An 18,159-nucleotide genomic window follows, 5' to 3' on the forward strand; every position below is an offset into this window, starting at 1 on the left:
GCGGCCGGCGCCAGGTCGTCGGGGAGCACCGGCGCCGGGGTCCACTCGGCCGGCTCGCGCGGCGGCTCCTCGCTCCACATGCCCGCACCGTAACGGGCGCCTACGACACTTTCCGCAGGTCAACCGGGTGCCCGGGCGAGCCGCGACACCTCCTCGGCAGCGATCACGGAACCAGGGAGGGGACGCGGCGATCATCGGCGGCGCGTCGGTCCCCGAACGTCATGATCGCCGATGGGCGTGGGTCCGGGACGTGACGGTGGGGTCCGTGATTCGGCCCGCGAGCGGCCTCATGACAGTCCGGGTCGTCGCGCACGCCGCGGTAGCGCCCGTAGAACACGCGGGAGCCGAACGTCCTGATCTCGACAGGGTCGAGCGGGATGCGGTCGTTGACCGAGGGCAGGAGCGGCGTGTCGCCACCAGTGACGACCGGATTGCGGAACATGCGCAGCTCGTCGACGAGGCCCAGCTCGACAGCCGCCGCAGCCAGGCCGGCACGCACCCAGGCGTCCACACTTCTGGCTTCCTCACAACCCACCCTGTTCCGGCTGCCGCCGGTCGGGGGAAGGGCCGGCCGAAGGGCGATCCCGCAGCGATGCGTCAGCGCCCTTCCCGCGCGACCAAGGCAGCTGGCACGCTGATGGGGAGGTGGGAAGCGTCCGATCCGGCGGTGGCGGGCCCATCGCCGCGAGCCCAAAGGTCTCGCTCGTAGCCCCGATGCGCGCGTAGACGGCGCTGTTCTTCGATCATGTCGTCGGCCGAGCAGCAGCCCGAGGTCCTGGACCTCGTGGTCGGCGCTGACGGCTCCGGCGTCATCGACGCAACTCAACTCGCAAGTCTGGGCGTCAAGCCCTGCACTCACCTCAACGTCGTGCCCGTCGGACGGACTCGGGCGGCGGAACGCCGCCGCTCCGTGCGCGGAGCCCTGGCCGGCTCGGGGCCAGCCCCGAGCCCGGACGACTTCGAGGCCGCTGGTTCCGCCGCAGCCCGGGACTCGGCCGATCGCTACCGCGACGGCGGTGCCTGGGACATGGCGACCCCGTGAGGGTTGTCGCCACACCGACGATCAGCTGGACCAGGTCGTGGGGCTGCTACGCGACCCCGAGTCCGCGCTCGAAACCGAGTCGATCACGCTCGACGTCGCGGCGGCCTTTCGGCGGATCCCCCGGGATGCGCTGGGCGACCCGTGGGACCGCTTCATCACGACCGCGATGGCCCTCGGCCTGCCCCTGGTCACGCTCGACCGGCGCATCGCCGACTCGGGATGGTGGAGACGATCTGGTAGCTCGGAGCGCCTCGATCAGCGAGCACCTGTGGGTGTAGCAGCGCCAGGGGGCGGTCGTGTGCCTGGTCCCTCGATCGTCACACGCGGGACGTTTCGATGAGTTTTCGATGGCCTCGCAGAGACAGCGACCGTCCCGGAGGGGCGTCGGGCGAACCTGCAGGTCAAAGACCTGAAGTCTGCGAGAAAGTGCGCCATCAGGGACTCGAACCCCGAACCCGCTGATTAAGAGTCAGCTGCTCTGCCAATTGAGCTAATGGCGCGTGGCGACCGGCTGGCCGGTAACCGAGGAGGAACGATACCAGCGTCGCCGGCCTCCGTCCGCGAGGGCTGGTCAGCACCGCGGGGCCGGGAATGCCGTCGGCCGGTGGCGCGCTGCCGCGGGCATGGAGCCAACCCTCCCGCGCGAGCCCGAGGTCCGCGAACCCAGGGTGTACGCCATCCACGAGAACCCCGACTGGTGGCCACCGTTCGCCGAGGCCTTCGCGCGTGCCGGGGTGCCGGTCGAGCAGTGGCTGCTGACCGGGTCCGGCCGCCTCGACCTCGACGCCGAGCCGCCGCCGGGGGTCTTCTGGTCGCGCATGTCGGCCTCGAGCCACACCCGCGGCCACGAGTTCGCCAAGGAGCAGACCCGGGCCGTGCTCGCCTGGCTGGAGGGGCACGGCCGGCGGGTGGTCAACGGCTCGCGGGTGCTCGAGCTCGAGATGAGCAAGGTCGCCCAGCACGCGGCGCTGCGGGCGGCGGGCGTCGACGTGCCACGCACGCTGGCCGTCGTGGGTGATGTCGACCCCCGCGGGGTGGCCCGCGAGCTGCCCGCGCCCTTCATCACCAAGCACAACCAGGGCGGCAAGGGCCTCGGTGTCGCGCGCTTCGACGACCACGCCGCCTTCGACGCCGCGCTCGCCGACGGCAGTATCGTCGCGGGCCCCGACGGCCTGCTCCTGCTGCAGGAGTACGTCCGGCCCGCGGAGCCCTTCGTCACCCGCGCCGAGTTCGTCGGCGGCGAGCTGGTGTACGCGGTCCGGGTCGCCACCACGCAGGGCTTCGAGCTCTGCCCGGCCGACGCCTGCGCGGTCGACGGCTCCCCGCTGTTCGAGCTGCGCAAGGACCACGAGCCCCCGCAGCTGGCCGCGTTGCAGACCTTCCTCGACCGGCACGGCATCGAGATCGCCGGCATCGAGTACATCGAGGCCGCCGACGGCCGGGTGGTCACCTACGACGTCAACACCAACACCAACTACAACCCCGACGTCGAAGCGTCGGCCGAGCGCAGCGGCCCGGCCTCGATCGCCCGCTTCCTCGGGGCGCTGCTGCCCGGTTGACGGGCGGGTCGCGCCCGTCGTCACCCGGGGGACGGCGGCGCGCATGGACACTGGTACCGAACACCGCCCACCTGAGGGCGGGTCGTCGACGAGAGGGACGTGCGCGCGTGCGCAGGACATTCGCCGCGGTCGCGGGGGCGCTGGTGCTCCTCGCGGGCTGCAACAGCGGAGCAGCCGACCAGGGGACGGCGCCGCGCGACGGGCGACCCTCGCCGGCCGCAGCGGCCCCGGCCGAGATCGCGGTCAGCCCGGTGGACGGGGCGGCGGACCTGTCGCCACGCGAGTCGCTGGAGATCACCGTCACCGGCGGGGAGCTCACCGCCGTCACCGTGGCCGACGACGCGGGGACGCAGGTCCCCGGCACGGTCGAGGACGCGCCGGACGACGGCGGCGTCGACGTCTGGATGCCGGAGGAACCGCTGGCCTACGGCAGCAGCTACACGCTCACCGCCACCGCGGAGAACGAGGACGGCGACCCCGTCGAGGCGTCGTCCACCTTCACCACCGCCACGCCGGACCGCGTGGTCACGCCGTCCATCGGCCCGCTCGACGGCACGACCGTCGGCGTCGGCATGCCGATCCGGGTCTACTTCGACGAGCCGGTCACCGACCGCGCGGCCGCCGAGCGCAACCTCGTGGTGACCAGCTCGGAGCCCACCGACGGCAGCTGGAACTGGTTCAGCGACACCGAGGTGCACTTCCGGCCCTCCCAGTACTGGCCGGAGAACATCGACGTCACCCTCGACGCCGACCTCTACGGCGTCGACCTGGGCGGAGGCCTGTGGGGCGAGAAGGACCGGGAGGTCTCCTTCCGCGTCGGTGAGCGGCACGTCTCCATCGCCGACGCCGGCACGCACCAGATGGAGGTCTACGACGGCGACCAGCTGGTGCAGACCTTCCCGATCAGCGCCGGCAGCCCGGACAACCCCAGCTACAACGGCCCGCACGTCGTCACCGAGATGAACCGCGACCGGGTCATGGACTCCAGCACCTACGGCGTCCCGGTCGACAGCCCGGACGGCTACCGCACGCCCGTCGAGTACGCCGTCCGGATCTCCGACAGCGGTGAGTTCGTGCACGCCGCGCCGTGGTCGGTGGCGCAGCAGGGGCGGGAGAACGTCTCGCACGGCTGCATCAACATGTCGACCGCGAACGCCCGCTGGTTCTTCGAGTTCTCGCAGCCGGGCGACATCGTGGAGATCCGCGGCTCCAGCGCGGGCACCCTGCGCTCGAACATCTACGACTGGACCATCCCGTGGGAGGAGTGGCAGGCCGGCAGCGCCCTGAAGTGAGCCGACGCGTCCGCGGCCGCGGTTACGCGCGGGCGGTCCGGGGAAGATCACGACGGTCCCGAGGAGGGGGATCGCTGTGGACACCTGGCTGATCGTGTTGATCGTCGTCGCCGTCGTCGTGCTGGGGGGCCTGGCGGCGCTGGCCGCCACCCGCCGCGGCGCGGCGGGCAAGGAGCGCAAGCGGGAGCAGGCGCGCGAGCACCTGCAGGAGGCGCAGACCCGCGCCGCACGGGCCGACCGGGACCGGGCGCTGGCCGACGAGCAGGCCGCCCGTGCCCGCCGGGAGCAGGCCGAGGTGCAGGAGCGCGCGGCGCGGGCCGAGCAGGAGGCCCGCGACCGCACCGCGCGGGCGGAGGAGGAGCGCTCGGCGGCGGAGAAGTTGCGGGCCAAGGCCGAGCAGCTGGCCCCGGACGTCGTCCACGCGGACCGGCAGGGAGCGCACGGGACCGACGCCGACCGGACCGGCCGGCCGGGGGAGGCCGTGCACACCGACCGGCCGGGCGAGGCCGTGCACACCGACCGGCCGAGCGAGGCCGCCTACGCCGACCGGCCGGCGCGGGAGGGTGACACCCGTCCCGACGCGTACGGGGGTGAGGGCGCCACGCGCCGCTGAGCGGGACGGCGGGGTACCGCTCGCCGGACGGCGCCGACGCCTCCCGCCGATGAGTCGCGGCGCCCGGGAGGGTCTCCCCACTCGGGCGCCGCGGCCTGCCGAGGTCGCGCGCACGGGACGGCGGGAAGCGTCGTCCCCGCGCACTACGGTCGCCCCACCGTCGACCCGGGAGGCGCCATGACCGACCTGCTCGCCATCGGCACGCGCAAGGGCCTGTGGCTGGCCCGCAGCGACGACGACCGACGCACGTGGTCCCTGGACGGGCCGCACCTGCTCGGCCAGGAGGTCGCCGCGGTCTCGGTCGACACGCGTCGTCCGGCGCCGCGATTGCTCGCCGGCATCCAGTACGGGCACTGGGGCCCCACCGTCATGTGGTCCGACGACCTCGGCGGCAGCTGGCACGAGACCGACCACGGCGCGATCCGCTTCCCCGAGGGCAGCGACGCCGCGCTGGCTCGCGTCTGGCAGCTGCGCCCCGACACCCCCGACCGGCCCGACGTGGTGTGGGCCGGCTGCGAACCGCACTCGCTGTGGCGCAGCACCGACGGTGGCTGCAGCTTCTCGCTCGTCAGCGGGTTGTGGGACCACCCGCACCGGCCCACCTGGGAGCCCGGTGGCGGGGGAGGGGCGGTGCACACCGTGCTGCCCGACCCCGCGTCGAGCCGGGTGACGGTCGCGATGAGCACCGGAGGGGTCTACGTCAGCGAGGACGGCGGGGAGTCGTGGGCGCCCCGCAACCGCGGTATCAGCGCCGTCTTCCTCCCCGAGCCCGCGCCCGAGTACGGACAGTGCGTGCACAAGGTCGCCGTCGACGCGAGCGGACCGGACCGGATGTACGCGCAGAACCACTTCGGCGTCTTCCGCACCGACGACGGTGGCGCCAACTGGACCTCCATCGCCGGCGGGCTGCCGGCCGACTTCGGCTTCCCCGTCGTCGCCTCCCCGCGCACCCCCGGCACCGCCTGGGTCGTGCCCCTGGTCGCCGACATGCACCGCGTGCCGCCGGAGGGCCGGCTGCGGGTGCACCGGACCCGCGACGCGGGCGAGACCTGGACGGAGCTGGGCGACGGCCTGCCCGACGGCGTGTGGACGGCGGTCGTCCGCGACGCGTTCTGCGCCGACGAGCACGACCCGACCGGCATCTACCTGGGCACCCGCGACGGGTGCGTCTACGCCAGCGCCGACGAGGGCGACGCCTTCACCCTGGTCGCCGATCACCTGCCCGACGTCCTGGCCGTCCGCGCGGTCCGGCTGCCGTGAGACGGGACGGGAGGCGGCCGTGAGCGTGCAGGTGCTGCTGCCCGGTGCCCTGGCCGACCTCGCCGGCGGAGCGCGGCACGTCGACGTCGAACTCGACGGTGCGGGCGGCGTGACGCTGCAGTCGGTGCTCGACGCCGTGGCGGTCGACCACCCACGGCTGGCCCGGCGGATCCGGGACGAGACGGGCGCGGTGCGCCGGTTCGTCAACGTCTACGTCGACGGGGAGGACGTGCGGTTCGACCAGGGCCTCGCGACGGTGGTGCGCGACGGGACGGTGGTGCAGGTGCTGCCCTCGGTCGCCGGCGGCTGAGGCCGGCCAGGGGCGGAGCGGCGGATGAGGCCGGCCCCGGCGGAGCGGGAGGTGGGCGGCCGGCGAGCGAGCCGGTCGGGGGAACCGGGTCGGTCAGAGGGCGGCGAGGGTGGCGCAGTCCCGGCACAGCTGCGAGTCGTCGTAACCCTCCGGCGGCCAGGCCAGCTGCTCGTCGATGGAGACGTAGGCGCCGCACAGCGCCTTGCGGCTCTGCCCGTTGACGCGTCCGATGGTGGCGTGCGCCGGGCCGATCTGCCGTGGCTTGAGACCCTCCGCGCCGAACGAGCCGACCATCACGACCGCATGGGCGGTGCCGTAGGCGTAGACGCTCGTCATACCGGACAGGGTCCGAGCGCGTCGACCTCCGGGCCAGCACCATCGCAGGTGTGTCGGTCCCGGACGCCCCAGCAGTCCCTCCCGGCACCGCGCCGTCCGGAGGCGTCGGGCGTCGGGCCGGCTCCGGGCCGGGCGCGCCGTCCGCGTGCCGAGCCGGCCACGGGCCACCGGTGCGAGCCGTGGACGGCATCATCGCCGACTCGAGGCGGCTGACGTGCAGATCGTCCTGATCGTCCTGGGAGTCGTCGCGATCTATGCAGGAGCGATCCTGCTGTGGCTGCGCCTGACTCCCGCACGGGCCTGGGTGTGGGGGCCGCTCCTGCTCATCACGGCCGGGGTGGCGGTGCTCCTCATCGGCGCGGCAGGCCGCTGACCCGACGCTCCGGGTCCCGAGGCTCCGGGTCCCCGGTCATCGGAGGTCGACGAAGCGCTCCACGTCCTCGGGGCGTCCCGCGATGACGATCACGCTGCCGTAGGTGAGCACGGTGTCCGTGCCCGCGTGCGTGTACGAGGGCTGGTGCTCCGGCCTGACGGACACCACGGTCACGCGGTGCTTCTTCCTCAGACCGGATTCCCCGAGGGGAACGCCCACCAGTTCCCGCGGCGGTGTGGTCTTGGCGAACACCCATGCGGGGTCGAGTTCCACCCAGTCCAGCAGCCTGCCCGACACCAGGTGGGCGACGCGCTCGCCCATCTCGTGCTCGGGGAAGACCACGTGGTGGGCGCCGATGCGCTCCAGGATCGTGGCGTGCTGCTGGCTGTTCGCCTTCGCCCAGATGTCGGGGATCTCCAGCTCGGCGAGCAGCGCGGTGGTCAGGATGCTGGCCTCCACGTCGGCACCGATGGCGACGACGACGCGGTTGAAGTCGGCGATGCCGATCTCCCGCAGCGCGTCGAGGTCGGTCGAGTCGGCGAGGACGACCTGCCCGAGTTGGCCGGACATGCGTTGCACGAGGTCCGGTCGGTCGTCGACGGCGAGGACCTCGGTGCCGCCGCCGGCCAGTTCCAGGGCGAGTGCGGTGCCGAACCGGCCGAGACCGATGACGGCGACGGGGTCCTTGTGGCTAGCCAACGATGGTCCTCTCCTCGGGGAGCCGGTGCCGCCGCGCCCGCTCGCGCAGCGCCAGGCCGGACGCCAGGGTCAGCGGCCCGATCCGGCCGACGTACATGAGCAGGACGAGCAGGACCTGTCCCGCCGGGGGCAGGTCGGCGGTGATGCCCGTGGACAGCCCGACGGTGGCGAACGCGGAGACGACCTCGAAGAGCACCTGGTCGAAACCGAAGTCGGTCAGCGCCTCCAGCAGGAAGGTGGCGACGGCGACGATCCCGATGCCGAGCAGCGCGACGGCCAGTGCCTGGCGCTGGTTGGTGGCCGGCACCCGGCGCCGGCCGACGTCCACGTCGGGGTCGCCGCGCATCTCGGCCCACAGCACGTAGGCCAGCAGCCCGAACGTGGTGACCTTGATGCCGCCGGCGGTGCCCGCGCTGCCCCCGCCGATGAACATGAGCGCGTCGGTGAGCAACAGCGTCTCCGGCCGGTACGCGGCGATGTCGAGGTTGTTGAAGCCCGCCGTCCGCGGCATCACCGCCGCCGTGAACGCGGCCAGGACCCGGTCCCCGACCCCGAGCCGGCCGAGGGTCTCCGGGTTCCTGCCCTCGGCGACCAGCATCCCGGCGGTGCCCACGACGAGCAGCGCGACCGTGACGACGACGGTGATCCGGGTGAGGACCGACCAGGTCTTCGGGGTCCGCCATTCGCGGGCGAGCTCGAACACGACCGGGAAGCCGAGCCCGCCGAGGATGACGGCGGCGCAGACGGTCAGGCTGATCCACGGGTCGCCCACGTACTGCACCAGGTTGTCGGAGTTGAGCCCGAACCCGGCGTTGTTGAACGCCGAGACGGCGTGGAACACCCCGAAGTAGGTCGCGGAGGGCAGTGAGTGGTCGTAGCCGACGGCGAACCGCACCGACAGCACCACGGCGACGACGGCCTCCGAGACGAGGCTGAAGACGACGACCCGGCCGACGACCCGGCGGACGTCCGCGGCGCCGAGCGTCTTCGTCTCGGCCTGCGCGATCAGCCGCGCCCGCAGCCCCAACCGCCGGGACAGCAGCAGCGCGAGCAGGGTGGCCAGGGTCATGATCCCGAGCCCACCCGCCTGGATGAGCAGCAGGATCACCGCCTGCCCGAACCCCGACCAGTACGAGGCCGTGTCGACGGTCACCAGCCCGGTGACGCACACGGCCGACGTGGCGTGGAACAGCGCGGTCAGCAGGTCGGCCCCACCCTCGCCGGCCTTCGCCGCGGGCAGCGACAGCAGCGCGGTGCCGACGGCGACGGCGGCGGCGAACGCACCGGCGATGACCCGTCCCGGGTGTCCGATGCCCCGGGCCACGCCGGACGGGCCGCTGCGGGTGCGGAGCGCTCGCGTCACCCCGGCTCCTCACGTACGGGTGCGGCGCGTGCTCCGCGTCGCGGCAACACCCTGGCACAACGTCCCGAGGAAGCCACCGGTGTTGCCCGGGCCGGCGACGACGGCGCCGAGACCGGCATGAACCGGAACAAATGCTTCCGCCAGTCAGCGTTTCCGGCGGGCGGAGTGGGGCGATGTACGGTCCCGTCCTCGAGGGCACCCCGGCTCGGGCAGCGCGGTCGGGTCCCTCCCTGCCGGCCAGGTCCCTGGCACCGAAGGCGCATCAGGATGGAAGCGAGCGAGCGGGTCACCTGGGAGAGCTGCCCCGTCTGCGGGAGGCCGGCGGCGGTCGGCTGGCTGAGCGCTCTCCCCGTCGAGTTCGACTGCCCGGGGGGCTGCAGCCTCAGCGCGGAGCAGGTGCGCGCCTTCGCCGCGAGGCGAGGCCGACCGCCGGCGGTGTGGCTGACACGTCCGTGAGGCCGGTCGCGTCGTCGTCCACGGCGACGCCCGGGGCCCGGACACGGAGAAGGCCCTGGTCACCGACCTGACCAGGGCCTCTCCCACGCGGGGTGAGTGACGGGGTTCGAACCCGCGAGTCAGGCCGCGCAGGTGATCACGCCCGACCGGCGGGTGGCAGCATGGCGGCGGTGAACGGACGGCCGCTCAACGCCACCGCGGCATCCCTGCTCGGGCTGCTGCTCGACGGCCCGATGACCGGGTGGGACCTCGTGGCGGCCGCTCAGCGGCGGATCGGCGACTTCTGGACGCTGACCCAGAGCCAGGTCTACCGGGAGCTGGCCACCATGGCCGCCGACGGCCTGGTCGAGGTGGGCCCGCCCGGCCCCCGCGAGCGCAAGCCGCACGCGATCACCGACCGCGGCCGGGAGGCCTTCGCCCGCTGGCTGGACGCCGAGCCCGCGCCCGACCAGGTGCGCATCCCGCTGCTGCTCACCCTCGCCTTCGCCCCGCACCTGCCACCGGGCAGGCTGGCCGAGGTGATCGCCGCCCAGCGGGCCGGGCACGCGCGCAGGCTGGAGGGCTACCGGGCCGCCCGCGAGCAGCTGCGCGCCCCCGGCGCCCCGGCGGTCGGGGCCGGCAGGCTGGCGACCCTGGAGTACGGCGTGCGCCACGAGCAGGCCGTCCTGGACTGGTTCGACGAGCTGCCGGCGATCCTCGGGCTGCCGTGAGCTGTACTGGTCCTCGGGCGGGGGGCGCGGAGGTTGACATCGCCCAGCGGGAGGACGACGCTGATGACTCGACCTTCCACAGTAGGAGGTCTGTGTCGCCCCGTGTTGGAGGGAGCCGCGCATGTGGCACACGCTCTTCGTCATCCTGCACGCGGGCACGGCCACGCTCGCGCTGCTGGCCGGCCTGGTCGCTCTGCGTGCGGGCCGGGCCTTCGAGGTCTACCGCTGGTCGCTGGTCGGCATGACGGCGTTCCTGGTGCCGGCCCTGGTCGCGGGCTGGGGTGGGTTCGCGACCGCGGCGCGGGTCGTCTTCCTCGCCCTGCTCGGGCTCGCTGCCGTCATGGTCCACCGGGCCGTCGCCGCAGGCCGGCTGCTCCCGCGCGACACCGGCGGCCCGACCGGCCCCTACCTGGACCACGTGGGCTTCACCCTGATCTCGCTGACCGACGGGTTCGCCGTCGTCGCGGTGCTGCGGGCCGGGGCGCCGGCCTGGCTCATCGCGGTCATCGGCATCGGTATCGCTGTGGCCGGGCACGTCGCGCTGGAGTCGGCCAAGCGCCGGCTGGCGCGACCCCCCGCCGTGGCTGCGGTGATGATGCGCAGGCCGGCGGCCAGCCGGCAGTAGCGGCCGATGCGCAGCCGCTCGGGGCATGCGCCTGCGGCACGAACGAGCGGATGGTGGCGGCCCTGTGCCGGCGGGTGGTGGCGGAGGTCCCGATTCCCGCCGTCAGCGGCGCCGGAACGGACGGAGGCCCTGGTCAGCGAGCTGACCAGGGCCTCCACCGCTGGGGTGAGTGACGGGGCTCGAACCCGCGACACCCAGGATCACAACCTGGTGCTCTACCAGCTGAGCTACACCCACCGCGTCCGCCGGCGAGCTCGCCGGGGAACAGGATCGAGGATACCGGAGACGGTCAGCCGCCCGACGCGGCCGGGTCCTGCCGTCCGGCGCCGTCTCCGGCCTCGGCCGCCTCCTCCACGGCCAGCAGCTCGGCGAACGCGTCGACCACGGCGGCGGCCGCGCCCTGCGCCTCGTCGCTGGAGGGCCCGGGGGCGGGCACGAAGAGGGTGCGGCGGTAGTAGGCCAGCTCGCGGATCGACTCGACGATGTCGGCCAGCGCCCGGTGGGCGAGGCCCTTGGCCGGCTGGGCGAAGTACACCCGCGGGAACCAGCGGCGGGCCAGCTCCTTCACCGACGAGACGTCGACCATCCGGTAGTGCAGGTGGTCGTCGAGCTCGGGCATGTCACGGGCCAGGAAGCCGCGGTCCGTGCCGATGGAGTTGCCGCACAGCGGGGCGGTCCGCCGCTGCGGCACGAACCGCTTCACGTAGGCGAGCAGCTGCTGCTCGGCCTCGGGCACGGTCAGCGTGGCGCTGCGGACGGCGTCGGTGAGCCCCGACTTGGCGTGCATCTCGGCGACCACGTCCTCCATCGCGTCCAGGGTCGCGTCGTCGGCGGCGATCACCAGGTCCAGTCCGGGGTCGAGCACGTTCAGCTCGGAGTCGGTGATGACGACGGCGACCTCGACGAGCTTGTCCCGGGTCAGGTCCAGACCCGTCATCTCGCAGTCGATCCAGACCAGGTGCCCTGCGCTTTCCGCCACGACCGCCGACAGTACGCACCACGCCCCCGCCGGCGCTCCCGGCGGGCGGTCGCGTCCGCGTGCCAGGGCCGTCCCTGGGGCTGCGGCGCGTCGTCCGGGAGGAACCACGGCCCGCCGCCCGGCTGACGTAGCGTCGGGTCGGACCCGTCGGCGACGCCCCTGGTGCGACCGGCGGTCCGTGGCCGCCATGCGGCCCCGACCGGGCCGACGGCCCGTGCCGTAGCCCGGTCCGAGGACGCCGGAGCGATCCGCGGAGCCGCGAGACCTGACGCCGACCGCACGGAGGACGACGTGCTGGCCCTCACCCCCGAGCCCCTGCAGACCGACGCGGAACGGGCGTTCTTCGCCGAGCTGGCCCGGTGGGACACCGGCGGCTCCGTCCGCGCCGCCGTCGTCGCGTCGCTGCCGCGGACCGACGGGCCGCTCGACCGCCGCCTCTCCGACGCCGTCCTCTTCCTGCCGGAGGGCATCGCCGTCGTCCGGGTGGTGGAGGTGGTCCGCCAGTCCGGCACCGTCACCGCCCGGCCGGAGGGCGCCTGGACGATCGGGCCGGAGGGTGCGCCCGGCGCGGTGCTGCACCTGGCCGGTGGCGGGTCGTCGCCGCTGGACGGCCTCATGCGCGCCGGGATGGACACCGCCGTCCGGCTGCGCCGGGCCGGACTGCAGCCGGGTCGGATCGCGCGGTTGACGGTGCTCGTCGGTGACGTGACGGGACTGGTCCCCGCGGACGGCGACCTCGGCGAGGGCGACCAGGTCGCGACGCTCGGTCCGCGGTCGCTGCTGCTCGGCATCGCGCGGGCCGGCCGCCATGCCGGCGTGGACAACCCGCTGCTGTGGACGACGGCCGACGTCCGGGCCGCCCTCGAGGCGCTGGAGCTGCCCGGCCGCGGCCCCACCGTGGAGGAGCTCAACGGTGAGGGCTTCCCGTACTCGCCCTACGTCCTGCGGCGGCCGGAGCTGCTGACGCCGGCCGGGCTGGCCGCTGCACCGGCGGCCGCAGCGGCCGCTCCGCCGGCCTCCGGGGCGTTCGCGCCGCCCGCGTCCCCAGCGGTCCCTCCGTCCGTCGTCCCCGTGATCGCCCCGCCCCCGGCCCCGGCCGGCACGGGCGGCGATGCTCCGGCGACGGCCGGCACGGCCGGGCGTTCCCAGCGCGACACCGTCGCCGTCGACGTGCTCCCGGCTCCGGCGCAGGACGACACCGGCGGCATCGGCGGCCTGTTCGCGTCGGCCGAGCCGGACGAGGAGCCCGGTGCCCCGGCCGCTGGCGGGCCCGCCGCCGACGAGGCCGGCCGGCCGCGCACCGCCGTCCTGCCGCCGGTGGCGCCGGCGGCTGTGGCGCCCGCGGCCCTGCCCGGGGCCGACGCCGTCCCCTGGCCCGCCGCCGACGCCGCCCCCTGGCCCGCCGCCGACGCCGTCCCGGGGTCCGGCGCCGAGGACGCCCCCGCACGGCGGAGGCTGCCCAGGCCCGGACGGCGCGTCCTGCTGGTCGGGACGGCGGTGCTGGTCCTGGTCCTCGCCCTCGGCGTCGGGGTGGTGGGCCTCCTCCGCGGCGGGGAGGAGGGTCCGCCCGTCGCCGACGCGCCCACCGACCCGGTGGCTCCGCCGGCCGACCCGGGTCCGCAGCCCGGCGCGACGGCCGTCGTCGACGGCGTGACCTTCACGCTGCAGGCGGTGCAGGTCGACCGGACCTGCGCCGACCACGCCTACGGCGAGGTGGCCGCCTTCTTCGCCGGCGGCGACTGCACCGGGCTGGCGCGCGCGCTGTACTCCGCGGAGCTCGACGGCCGGCCGGTCGTCGTGTCGGTGGCGCGGGTGCGGATGCCCGACACGGCCGCCGCCCGCGCGCTGCAGGGACTGGCCGACACGAACGGCACGGGCAACGTCAACGACCTGCTGCGGGAGGGTGTCCGCTACCCCGGGGGACCGGAGAAGCTGTCCGGCGCCGAGTACGCCAGCGCGCTCTCCGGCCCGGCGGTCACCATCGTCGAGAGTTCCTGGGTGCAGCCCGACTCCGGCAGCGCGGGCGAGATCGACGCCGTCGCCGGAGCCGGCCTGGAACTCGAGCTGCCCGACGCCTGACCGGAGTGGATCCGTCGCGGTGACCCGCATCGCGGTGACCCGCACGGTCCACTCCGGTCAGGCGGTCGCGGCGGCCTCGGCCATCCCGGCGAGCAGCGCGGCCATCGCCGGCCGGTCCAGCCGGCCGGCGCTGTGCGGCGTCGAGTTGATGAGCCCGAAGACGGCGTGCGCCCGGGCCCGGCAGGCGGCGGCCTCGGCGCCCGGGTGCAGGCGGGCGAGCACCGCCACCCACACCTCCACGTAGCGGCGCTGCAGGCGGCGGACGGCGGCGGCGTCGGCGGAGGGCAGCGAGCCGAGGTCGCGGTCCTGCACGGTGATCAGCGCCGGGTTGTCGAGAGCGAAGTCGACCTGGAAGGCGATCAGCGCCCGCAGCTGCGCGCCCGGGTCGTCCCCGGCCTCGGCCACCCGCGCGCTGCCACCGGCCAGCAGCCGCTCGCTGATGCGCACGAGCATCTCCGCGAGCATCGCGTCCTTGCTCGCGAAGTGCCGGTAGATGGCCGGGCCGGTCACGCCCACGGCCGCGCCGACGTCGTCCACCCCGACCGCCCGGGCACCGCGCTCGGCGAACAGCCGGGCGGCCGCCTGCAGGATCTGCTCCCGCCGCGAGGGCCGGTCGGCGTCGGCATGCAGGGCGCTGTCCTGCTCGGCCGGTCGGGAACCGGCGTCCGTCGCGGGCATGGACGCATGATAGGGCCGGGTGAACCGTCGTTCACACTTCGGGAACCGGGCTCGCCAAAAGGCGTGAACAACGGTTAACCTCGGGGCGTGGACGCACCGGTGCTCACCGCCGCGGCCCCGGCTGACGCCGGGCGCGCCGGAGCCAACGCCGAGGCGCACCGCGCCCTGGCCGCCGACCTGGCCGACCAGCTCGGCCGGGTCGCCCTGGGCGGCGGCGAACGCGCGCGCCAGCGGCACGTCGAGCGCGGCAAGCTGCTGCCCCGCGACCGGGTCGACGCGCTGCTCGACCCCGGGAGCCCCTTCCTCGAGCTCTCCCCGCTGGCTGCGCACGGGCTCTACGACGGCGACGCGCCGGCCGCCGGGATCATCACCGGCCTCGGCCGGGTCAGCGGTCGCGATTGCGTGGTCGTGGCGAACGACGCCACGGTCAAGGGCGGCACGTACTACCCGATCACCGTGAAGAAGCACCTGCGCGCGCAGGAGGTCGCGCTGCAGAACCGGTTGCCGTGCATCTACCTGGTCGACTCCGGCGGCGCGTTCCTGCCCAAGCAGGACGAGGTCTTCCCCGATCGCGAGCACTTCGGCCGGATCTTCTACAACCAGGCGACGATGTCGAAGGCCGGCATCCCGCAGATCGCCGCCGTCCTGGGCTCGTGCACGGCCGGTGGCGCCTACGTGCCGGCGATGAGCGACGAGGCGGTGATCGTCCGGGAGCAGGGCACGATCTTCCTCGGCGGCCCGCCGCTGGTGAAGGCCGCGACCGGCGAGGAGGTCACCGCGGAAGAGCTCGGCGGCGGCGAGCTGCACAGCCGCGTCAGCGGCGTGACCGACCACCTCGCCGACGACGACGTGCACGCGCTGCAGATCGTCCGGCAGATCGTCGCGACGCTCGGCCCGCGCCCGCCCCGGCCGTGGGACCTCGCGCCGGTGGAGGAGCCGCTGCACGCGGCCGAGTCGGTCTACGACGTCGTGCCGCCCGATCCGCGCACGCCCTACGACGTCCGCGAGGTGATCGCCCGGCTGGTCGACGGCAGCCGGTTCGCCGAGTTCAAGCCGCTCTACGGCGCCACGCTGGTCACCGGCTTCGCCCGGCTGCACGGGCACCCGGTCGGCGTCGTGGCCAACAACGGCGTCCTGTTCGCCGAGTCCGCGCTCAAGGGCGCGCACTTCATCGAGCTGTGCGACCGCCGGTCGGTGCCGCTGCTGTTCCTGCAGAACATCTCCGGGTTCATGGTCGGTCGCGACTACGAGGCCGGTGGCATCGCCAAGCACGGCGCCAAGATGGTCACCGCCGTCGCCTGCGCCCGGGTGCCCAAGCTGACCGTCGTCATCGGCGGCTCGTTCGGCGCCGGCAACTACTCGATGTGCGGCCGGGCGTACTCGCCGCGGTTCCTCTTCACCTGGCCGAACTCCCGGATCTCGGTGATGGGCGGGGAGCAGGCCGCGTCGGTGCTCGCCCAGGTGCGCCGCGACGGCTACGAGGCCCGCGGGCAGGAGTGGCCGGCCGAGGAGGAAGAGGCCTTCAAGGAGCCGATCCGGGCGCAGTACGAGGCGCAGGGGCACCCGTACTACGCGACGGCCCGGCTCTGGGACGACGGCGTCATCGACCCCGCGCACACCCGCACCGTGCTCGGCCTGGCCCTCTCGGCCTGCGCCAACGCCCCGCTGGAGGAGGTCGGCTATGGCGTCTTCCGCATGTGAGCCCGGCGGTTCTGGCCAGAACCGCCGTCCCGACGGCGGGTCTGGCCACGACCGTCGGGCGGAGGAGGGAGGTGAGCGGGGTGTTCGACACCGTCCTGGTCGCCAACCGGGGTGAGATCGCGGTGCGGGTGATCCGCACGCTGCGCGCGATGGGCATCCGCTCGGTCGCGGTGCACAGCGAGGCGGACGACGGCGCGCTGCACACCCGGCTCGCCGACGTCGCCGTCCCGATCGGCCCGGCGCCGGCCGCGCAGTCCTACCTCTCGATCGAGCGGGTGCTCGACGCCGCCGTCCGCACCGGGGCCCAGGCCGTCCACCCCGGTTACGGCTTCCTGTCGGAGAACGTCGACTTCGCGCGGGCCTGCGAGAAGGCCGGCGTCGTCTTCGTCGGCCCGCCGGTGGCCGCGATCGAGGCGATGGGCGACAAGATCCGCGCCAAGCGGACCGTGATGGCCGCCGGCGTGCCGGTCGTACCCGGCCGCACCGAACCGGGCATGGACGACGACGAGGTCGCCGAGGCCGCGGTCGCGGTCGGCTTCCCGGTGCTGCTCAAGCCGAGCGCCGGCGGCGGCGGCAAGGGCATGCGGGTGGTGCGCCGCGAGGCCGAGCTGCGCGACGCGATCGCCGCCGCCCGGCGCGAGGCGCGCGGCTCCTTCGGCGACGACACGCTGCTCGTCGAGCGGTACGTCGGCAACTCCCGGCACGTCGAGGTGCAGGTGCTCGGCGACACGCACGGCACCGTCGTCCACCTCGGCGAGCGCGAGTGCAGCCTGCAGCGCCGGCACCAGAAGGTCGTCGAGGAGGCTCCCTCCCCGCTGCTCGACGCCGCCGGGCGCGCGGCGATGGGCCGCGCGGCGGTCGACGCGGCGAAGGCGGTCGGCTACACCGGCGCCGGCACCGTGGAGTTCATCGTCGACGCCGACTCGCCGCGCGAGTTCTTCTTCCTCGAGATGAACACCCGGCTGCAGGTCGAGCACCCGGTCACCGAGCTGGTCACCGGCCTCGACCTGGTCGAACTGCAGCTGCGGGTCGCGGCCGGCGAGCGGCTGGGCCTCGACCAGGGCGACGTGGCGCTCGACGGGCACGCCATCGAGGCGCGGCTCTACGCCGAGGACCCGGCGCGCGGCTTCCTCCCGCAGGCCGGGACGGTGCTGGGCCTCGTCGAACCGTCGGGGCCGGGCATCCGCGTCGACAGCTCGCTGGCCGTCGGCTCGGTGGTGGGTACCGACTACGACCCGATGCTGGCCAAGGTGGTCGCCTGGGCGCCCGACCGCGACACCGCGCGGGCCCGGCTCATCGGCGCCCTCGGGCACACCGCCGTCCTCGGCGTGACCACCAACGTGCCGTTCCTGCGCGCGCTGCTCGCCGACCCCGACGTGGCCGCCGGCCGGCTCGACACCGGGCTGATCGAGCGCCGCGGCGACGAGCTCACCCTTCCCGAGCCTCCACCGGCGCACGTCCACGCGGCCGCCGCGCTCGCGCTGCTGCTGGAGTCCGAACCGGCCGGCCCCGTCGTCGACCGCTGGGACGTGCCCGACGGCTGGCGGCTGGGCGAGCCGGCGTGGACGGTGCGCCGGCTGCAGGCGCCCGGTGGCGAACCGGTCACGGTGCGGGTGCGCGGCCGGGCGGCCGATGCGGAGGTCGCCGTCGGCGACGGCGAGCCCCGGCCGGCGCGGGCGCACCGGGACGGCGACCGCCTGTGGGTGTCGCTGGACGGGCTGACGCTGGACTACGTCGTCGTCCACGCGGGCGGCTCGGTGTGGCTGGCCGCGGACGGGCACGTGACGAGCTTCCGCGAGCACGAGCGGCTGTCGTCGTCCGGTGGCCCGGCCGCCGGCGACGGCGTGGTGACCGCGCCGATGCCCGGCACGGTGACCGTGGTGCAGGCCTCCGTGGGCGACCGGGTGGAGGCGGGGACCCCGCTGCTGGTCGTCGAGGCGATGAAGATGGAGCACGTGCTGACCGCCCCCGTCGCGGGGACGGTCGCCGAGCTCGGTGTGACGGCCGGCCAGTCGGTCCGGCTGGACGAGCGGCTGGCGCTGGTGACCCCGGCGTCGTCCGCCGACGAGCGGCAGGAGACGTAG

Annotated in this window: 17 protein-coding genes and 2 tRNA genes; 11 read left to right on the plus strand and 8 right to left on the minus strand. The window is 74.6% G+C overall.

Features of this window, described 5'->3' with window-relative positions:
• Positions 1 to 163: 163 nt before the first annotated feature.
• Both OF117_RS15955 and OF117_RS15960 read right to left on the minus strand, forming a co-directional pair.
• A complete protein-coding gene (locus OF117_RS15955) occupies positions 164 to 511 on the minus strand; it encodes a dihydrofolate reductase family protein (protein WP_263553831.1) in 348 nt (115 codons plus the stop codon).
• Positions 512 to 1,469: 958 nt separating this feature from the next.
• A tRNA-Lys gene (locus OF117_RS15960) sits at positions 1,470 to 1,542 on the minus strand.
• Between the two features lie 123 nt (positions 1,543 to 1,665).
• Here OF117_RS15960 and OF117_RS15965 point away from each other — a divergent pair.
• The 5 genes from OF117_RS15965 (at position 1,666) to OF117_RS15985 (ending at position 6,076) form a co-directional block, all read left to right on the plus strand.
• The gene (locus OF117_RS15965; RefSeq protein WP_263553832.1) at positions 1,666 to 2,601 is read left to right on the plus strand and encodes a RimK family alpha-L-glutamate ligase; all 936 of its coding nucleotides are present in this window, start codon (positions 1,666 to 1,668) and stop codon (positions 2,599 to 2,601) included.
• A 107-nt stretch (positions 2,602 to 2,708) separates the two neighbouring features.
• Positions 2,709 to 3,893 carry an Ig-like domain-containing protein gene (locus OF117_RS15970; RefSeq protein WP_263553833.1) on the plus strand — a complete coding sequence of 395 codons (1,185 nt, stop codon included), beginning with the start codon at positions 2,709 to 2,711 and terminating at the stop codon, positions 3,891 to 3,893.
• Between the two features lie 76 nt (positions 3,894 to 3,969).
• Positions 3,970 to 4,506 carry a hypothetical protein gene (locus OF117_RS15975; protein ID WP_263553834.1) on the plus strand — a complete coding sequence of 179 codons (537 nt, stop codon included), beginning with the start codon at positions 3,970 to 3,972 and terminating at the stop codon, positions 4,504 to 4,506.
• A gap of 177 nt (positions 4,507 to 4,683) precedes the next feature.
• Positions 4,684 to 5,766 (plus strand): sialidase family protein, encoded by a 1,083-nt coding sequence (locus OF117_RS15980; RefSeq protein WP_263553835.1) that lies wholly within the window; start codon positions 4,684 to 4,686, stop codon positions 5,764 to 5,766.
• 19 nt (positions 5,767 to 5,785) lie between these two features.
• Positions 5,786 to 6,076: a ubiquitin-like small modifier protein 1 gene (locus tag OF117_RS15985; RefSeq protein WP_263553836.1), complete on the plus strand. Its 291-nt coding sequence runs from the start codon at positions 5,786 to 5,788 to the stop codon at positions 6,074 to 6,076.
• A gap of 93 nt (positions 6,077 to 6,169) precedes the next feature.
• Here OF117_RS15985 and OF117_RS15990 read toward each other — a convergent pair whose 3' ends face one another.
• Positions 6,170 to 6,412, minus strand: a complete 243-nt coding sequence (locus tag OF117_RS15990; protein WP_263553837.1) for a hypothetical protein — start codon at positions 6,410 to 6,412, stop codon at positions 6,170 to 6,172.
• 214 nt (positions 6,413 to 6,626) lie between these two features.
• Between OF117_RS15990 and OF117_RS15995 the strand changes: the two genes are divergently transcribed.
• Complete coding sequence (locus OF117_RS15995; protein ID WP_263553838.1) at positions 6,627 to 6,785, plus strand: phosphoethanolamine transferase CptA; 159 nt, start codon at positions 6,627 to 6,629, stop codon at positions 6,783 to 6,785.
• A gap of 36 nt (positions 6,786 to 6,821) precedes the next feature.
• Here the strand turns inward: OF117_RS15995 and OF117_RS16000 are convergent, their stop codons facing one another.
• Positions 6,822 to 7,484 (minus strand): potassium channel family protein, encoded by a 663-nt coding sequence (locus tag OF117_RS16000; protein WP_263553839.1) that lies wholly within the window; start codon positions 7,482 to 7,484, stop codon positions 6,822 to 6,824.
• Positions 7,477 to 8,847: a TrkH family potassium uptake protein gene (locus OF117_RS16005; RefSeq protein WP_263553840.1), complete on the minus strand. Its 1,371-nt coding sequence runs from the start codon at positions 8,845 to 8,847 to the stop codon at positions 7,477 to 7,479. The genes OF117_RS16000 and OF117_RS16005 overlap by 8 nt, the downstream gene beginning before the upstream one ends.
• A 626-nt stretch (positions 8,848 to 9,473) precedes the next feature.
• On the opposite strand from OF117_RS16005, the gene OF117_RS16010 reads away from it, so the two are divergent.
• Together OF117_RS16010 and OF117_RS16015 are read left to right on the plus strand one after the other, a co-directional pair.
• Positions 9,474 to 10,013, plus strand: coding sequence for a PadR family transcriptional regulator (locus OF117_RS16010; protein WP_263553841.1), 540 nt, complete (start codon positions 9,474 to 9,476; stop codon positions 10,011 to 10,013).
• A 121-nt stretch (positions 10,014 to 10,134) separates the two neighbouring features.
• Positions 10,135 to 10,638, plus strand: coding sequence for a hypothetical protein (locus tag OF117_RS16015; RefSeq protein ID WP_263553842.1), 504 nt, complete (start codon positions 10,135 to 10,137; stop codon positions 10,636 to 10,638).
• Between the two features lie 161 nt (positions 10,639 to 10,799).
• Here OF117_RS16015 and OF117_RS16020 read toward each other — a convergent pair.
• Positions 10,800 to 10,875, minus strand: a tRNA-His gene (locus OF117_RS16020).
• A 52-nt stretch (positions 10,876 to 10,927) separates the two neighbouring features.
• Positions 10,928 to 11,617: an oligoribonuclease gene (gene orn, locus OF117_RS16025; RefSeq protein WP_263553843.1), complete on the minus strand. Its 690-nt coding sequence runs from the start codon at positions 11,615 to 11,617 to the stop codon at positions 10,928 to 10,930.
• A gap of 291 nt (positions 11,618 to 11,908) precedes the next feature.
• Between orn and OF117_RS16030 the strand changes: the two genes are divergently transcribed.
• Positions 11,909 to 13,696, plus strand: a complete 1,788-nt coding sequence (locus OF117_RS16030; protein WP_263553844.1) for a hypothetical protein — start codon at positions 11,909 to 11,911, stop codon at positions 13,694 to 13,696.
• Between the two features lie 57 nt (positions 13,697 to 13,753).
• On the opposite strand, the gene OF117_RS16035 is transcribed toward OF117_RS16030, so the two are convergent.
• Positions 13,754 to 14,374: a TetR/AcrR family transcriptional regulator gene (locus tag OF117_RS16035; protein WP_263553845.1), complete on the minus strand. Its 621-nt coding sequence runs from the start codon at positions 14,372 to 14,374 to the stop codon at positions 13,754 to 13,756.
• An 87-nt stretch (positions 14,375 to 14,461) separates the two neighbouring features.
• On the opposite strand from OF117_RS16035, the gene OF117_RS16040 reads away from it, so the two are divergent.
• Positions 14,462 to 16,075, plus strand: a complete 1,614-nt coding sequence (locus OF117_RS16040) for a carboxyl transferase domain-containing protein (RefSeq protein WP_263553846.1) — start codon at positions 14,462 to 14,464, stop codon at positions 16,073 to 16,075.
• Positions 16,076 to 16,146: 71 nt separating this feature from the next.
• A complete protein-coding gene (locus OF117_RS16045; RefSeq protein WP_318014262.1) occupies positions 16,147 to 18,159 on the plus strand; it encodes an acetyl/propionyl/methylcrotonyl-CoA carboxylase subunit alpha in 2,013 nt (670 codons plus the stop codon).

Source organism: Geodermatophilus sp. YIM 151500, assembly GCF_025716945.1.
Lineage (GTDB): Bacteria > Actinomycetota > Actinomycetes > Mycobacteriales > Geodermatophilaceae > YIM-151500.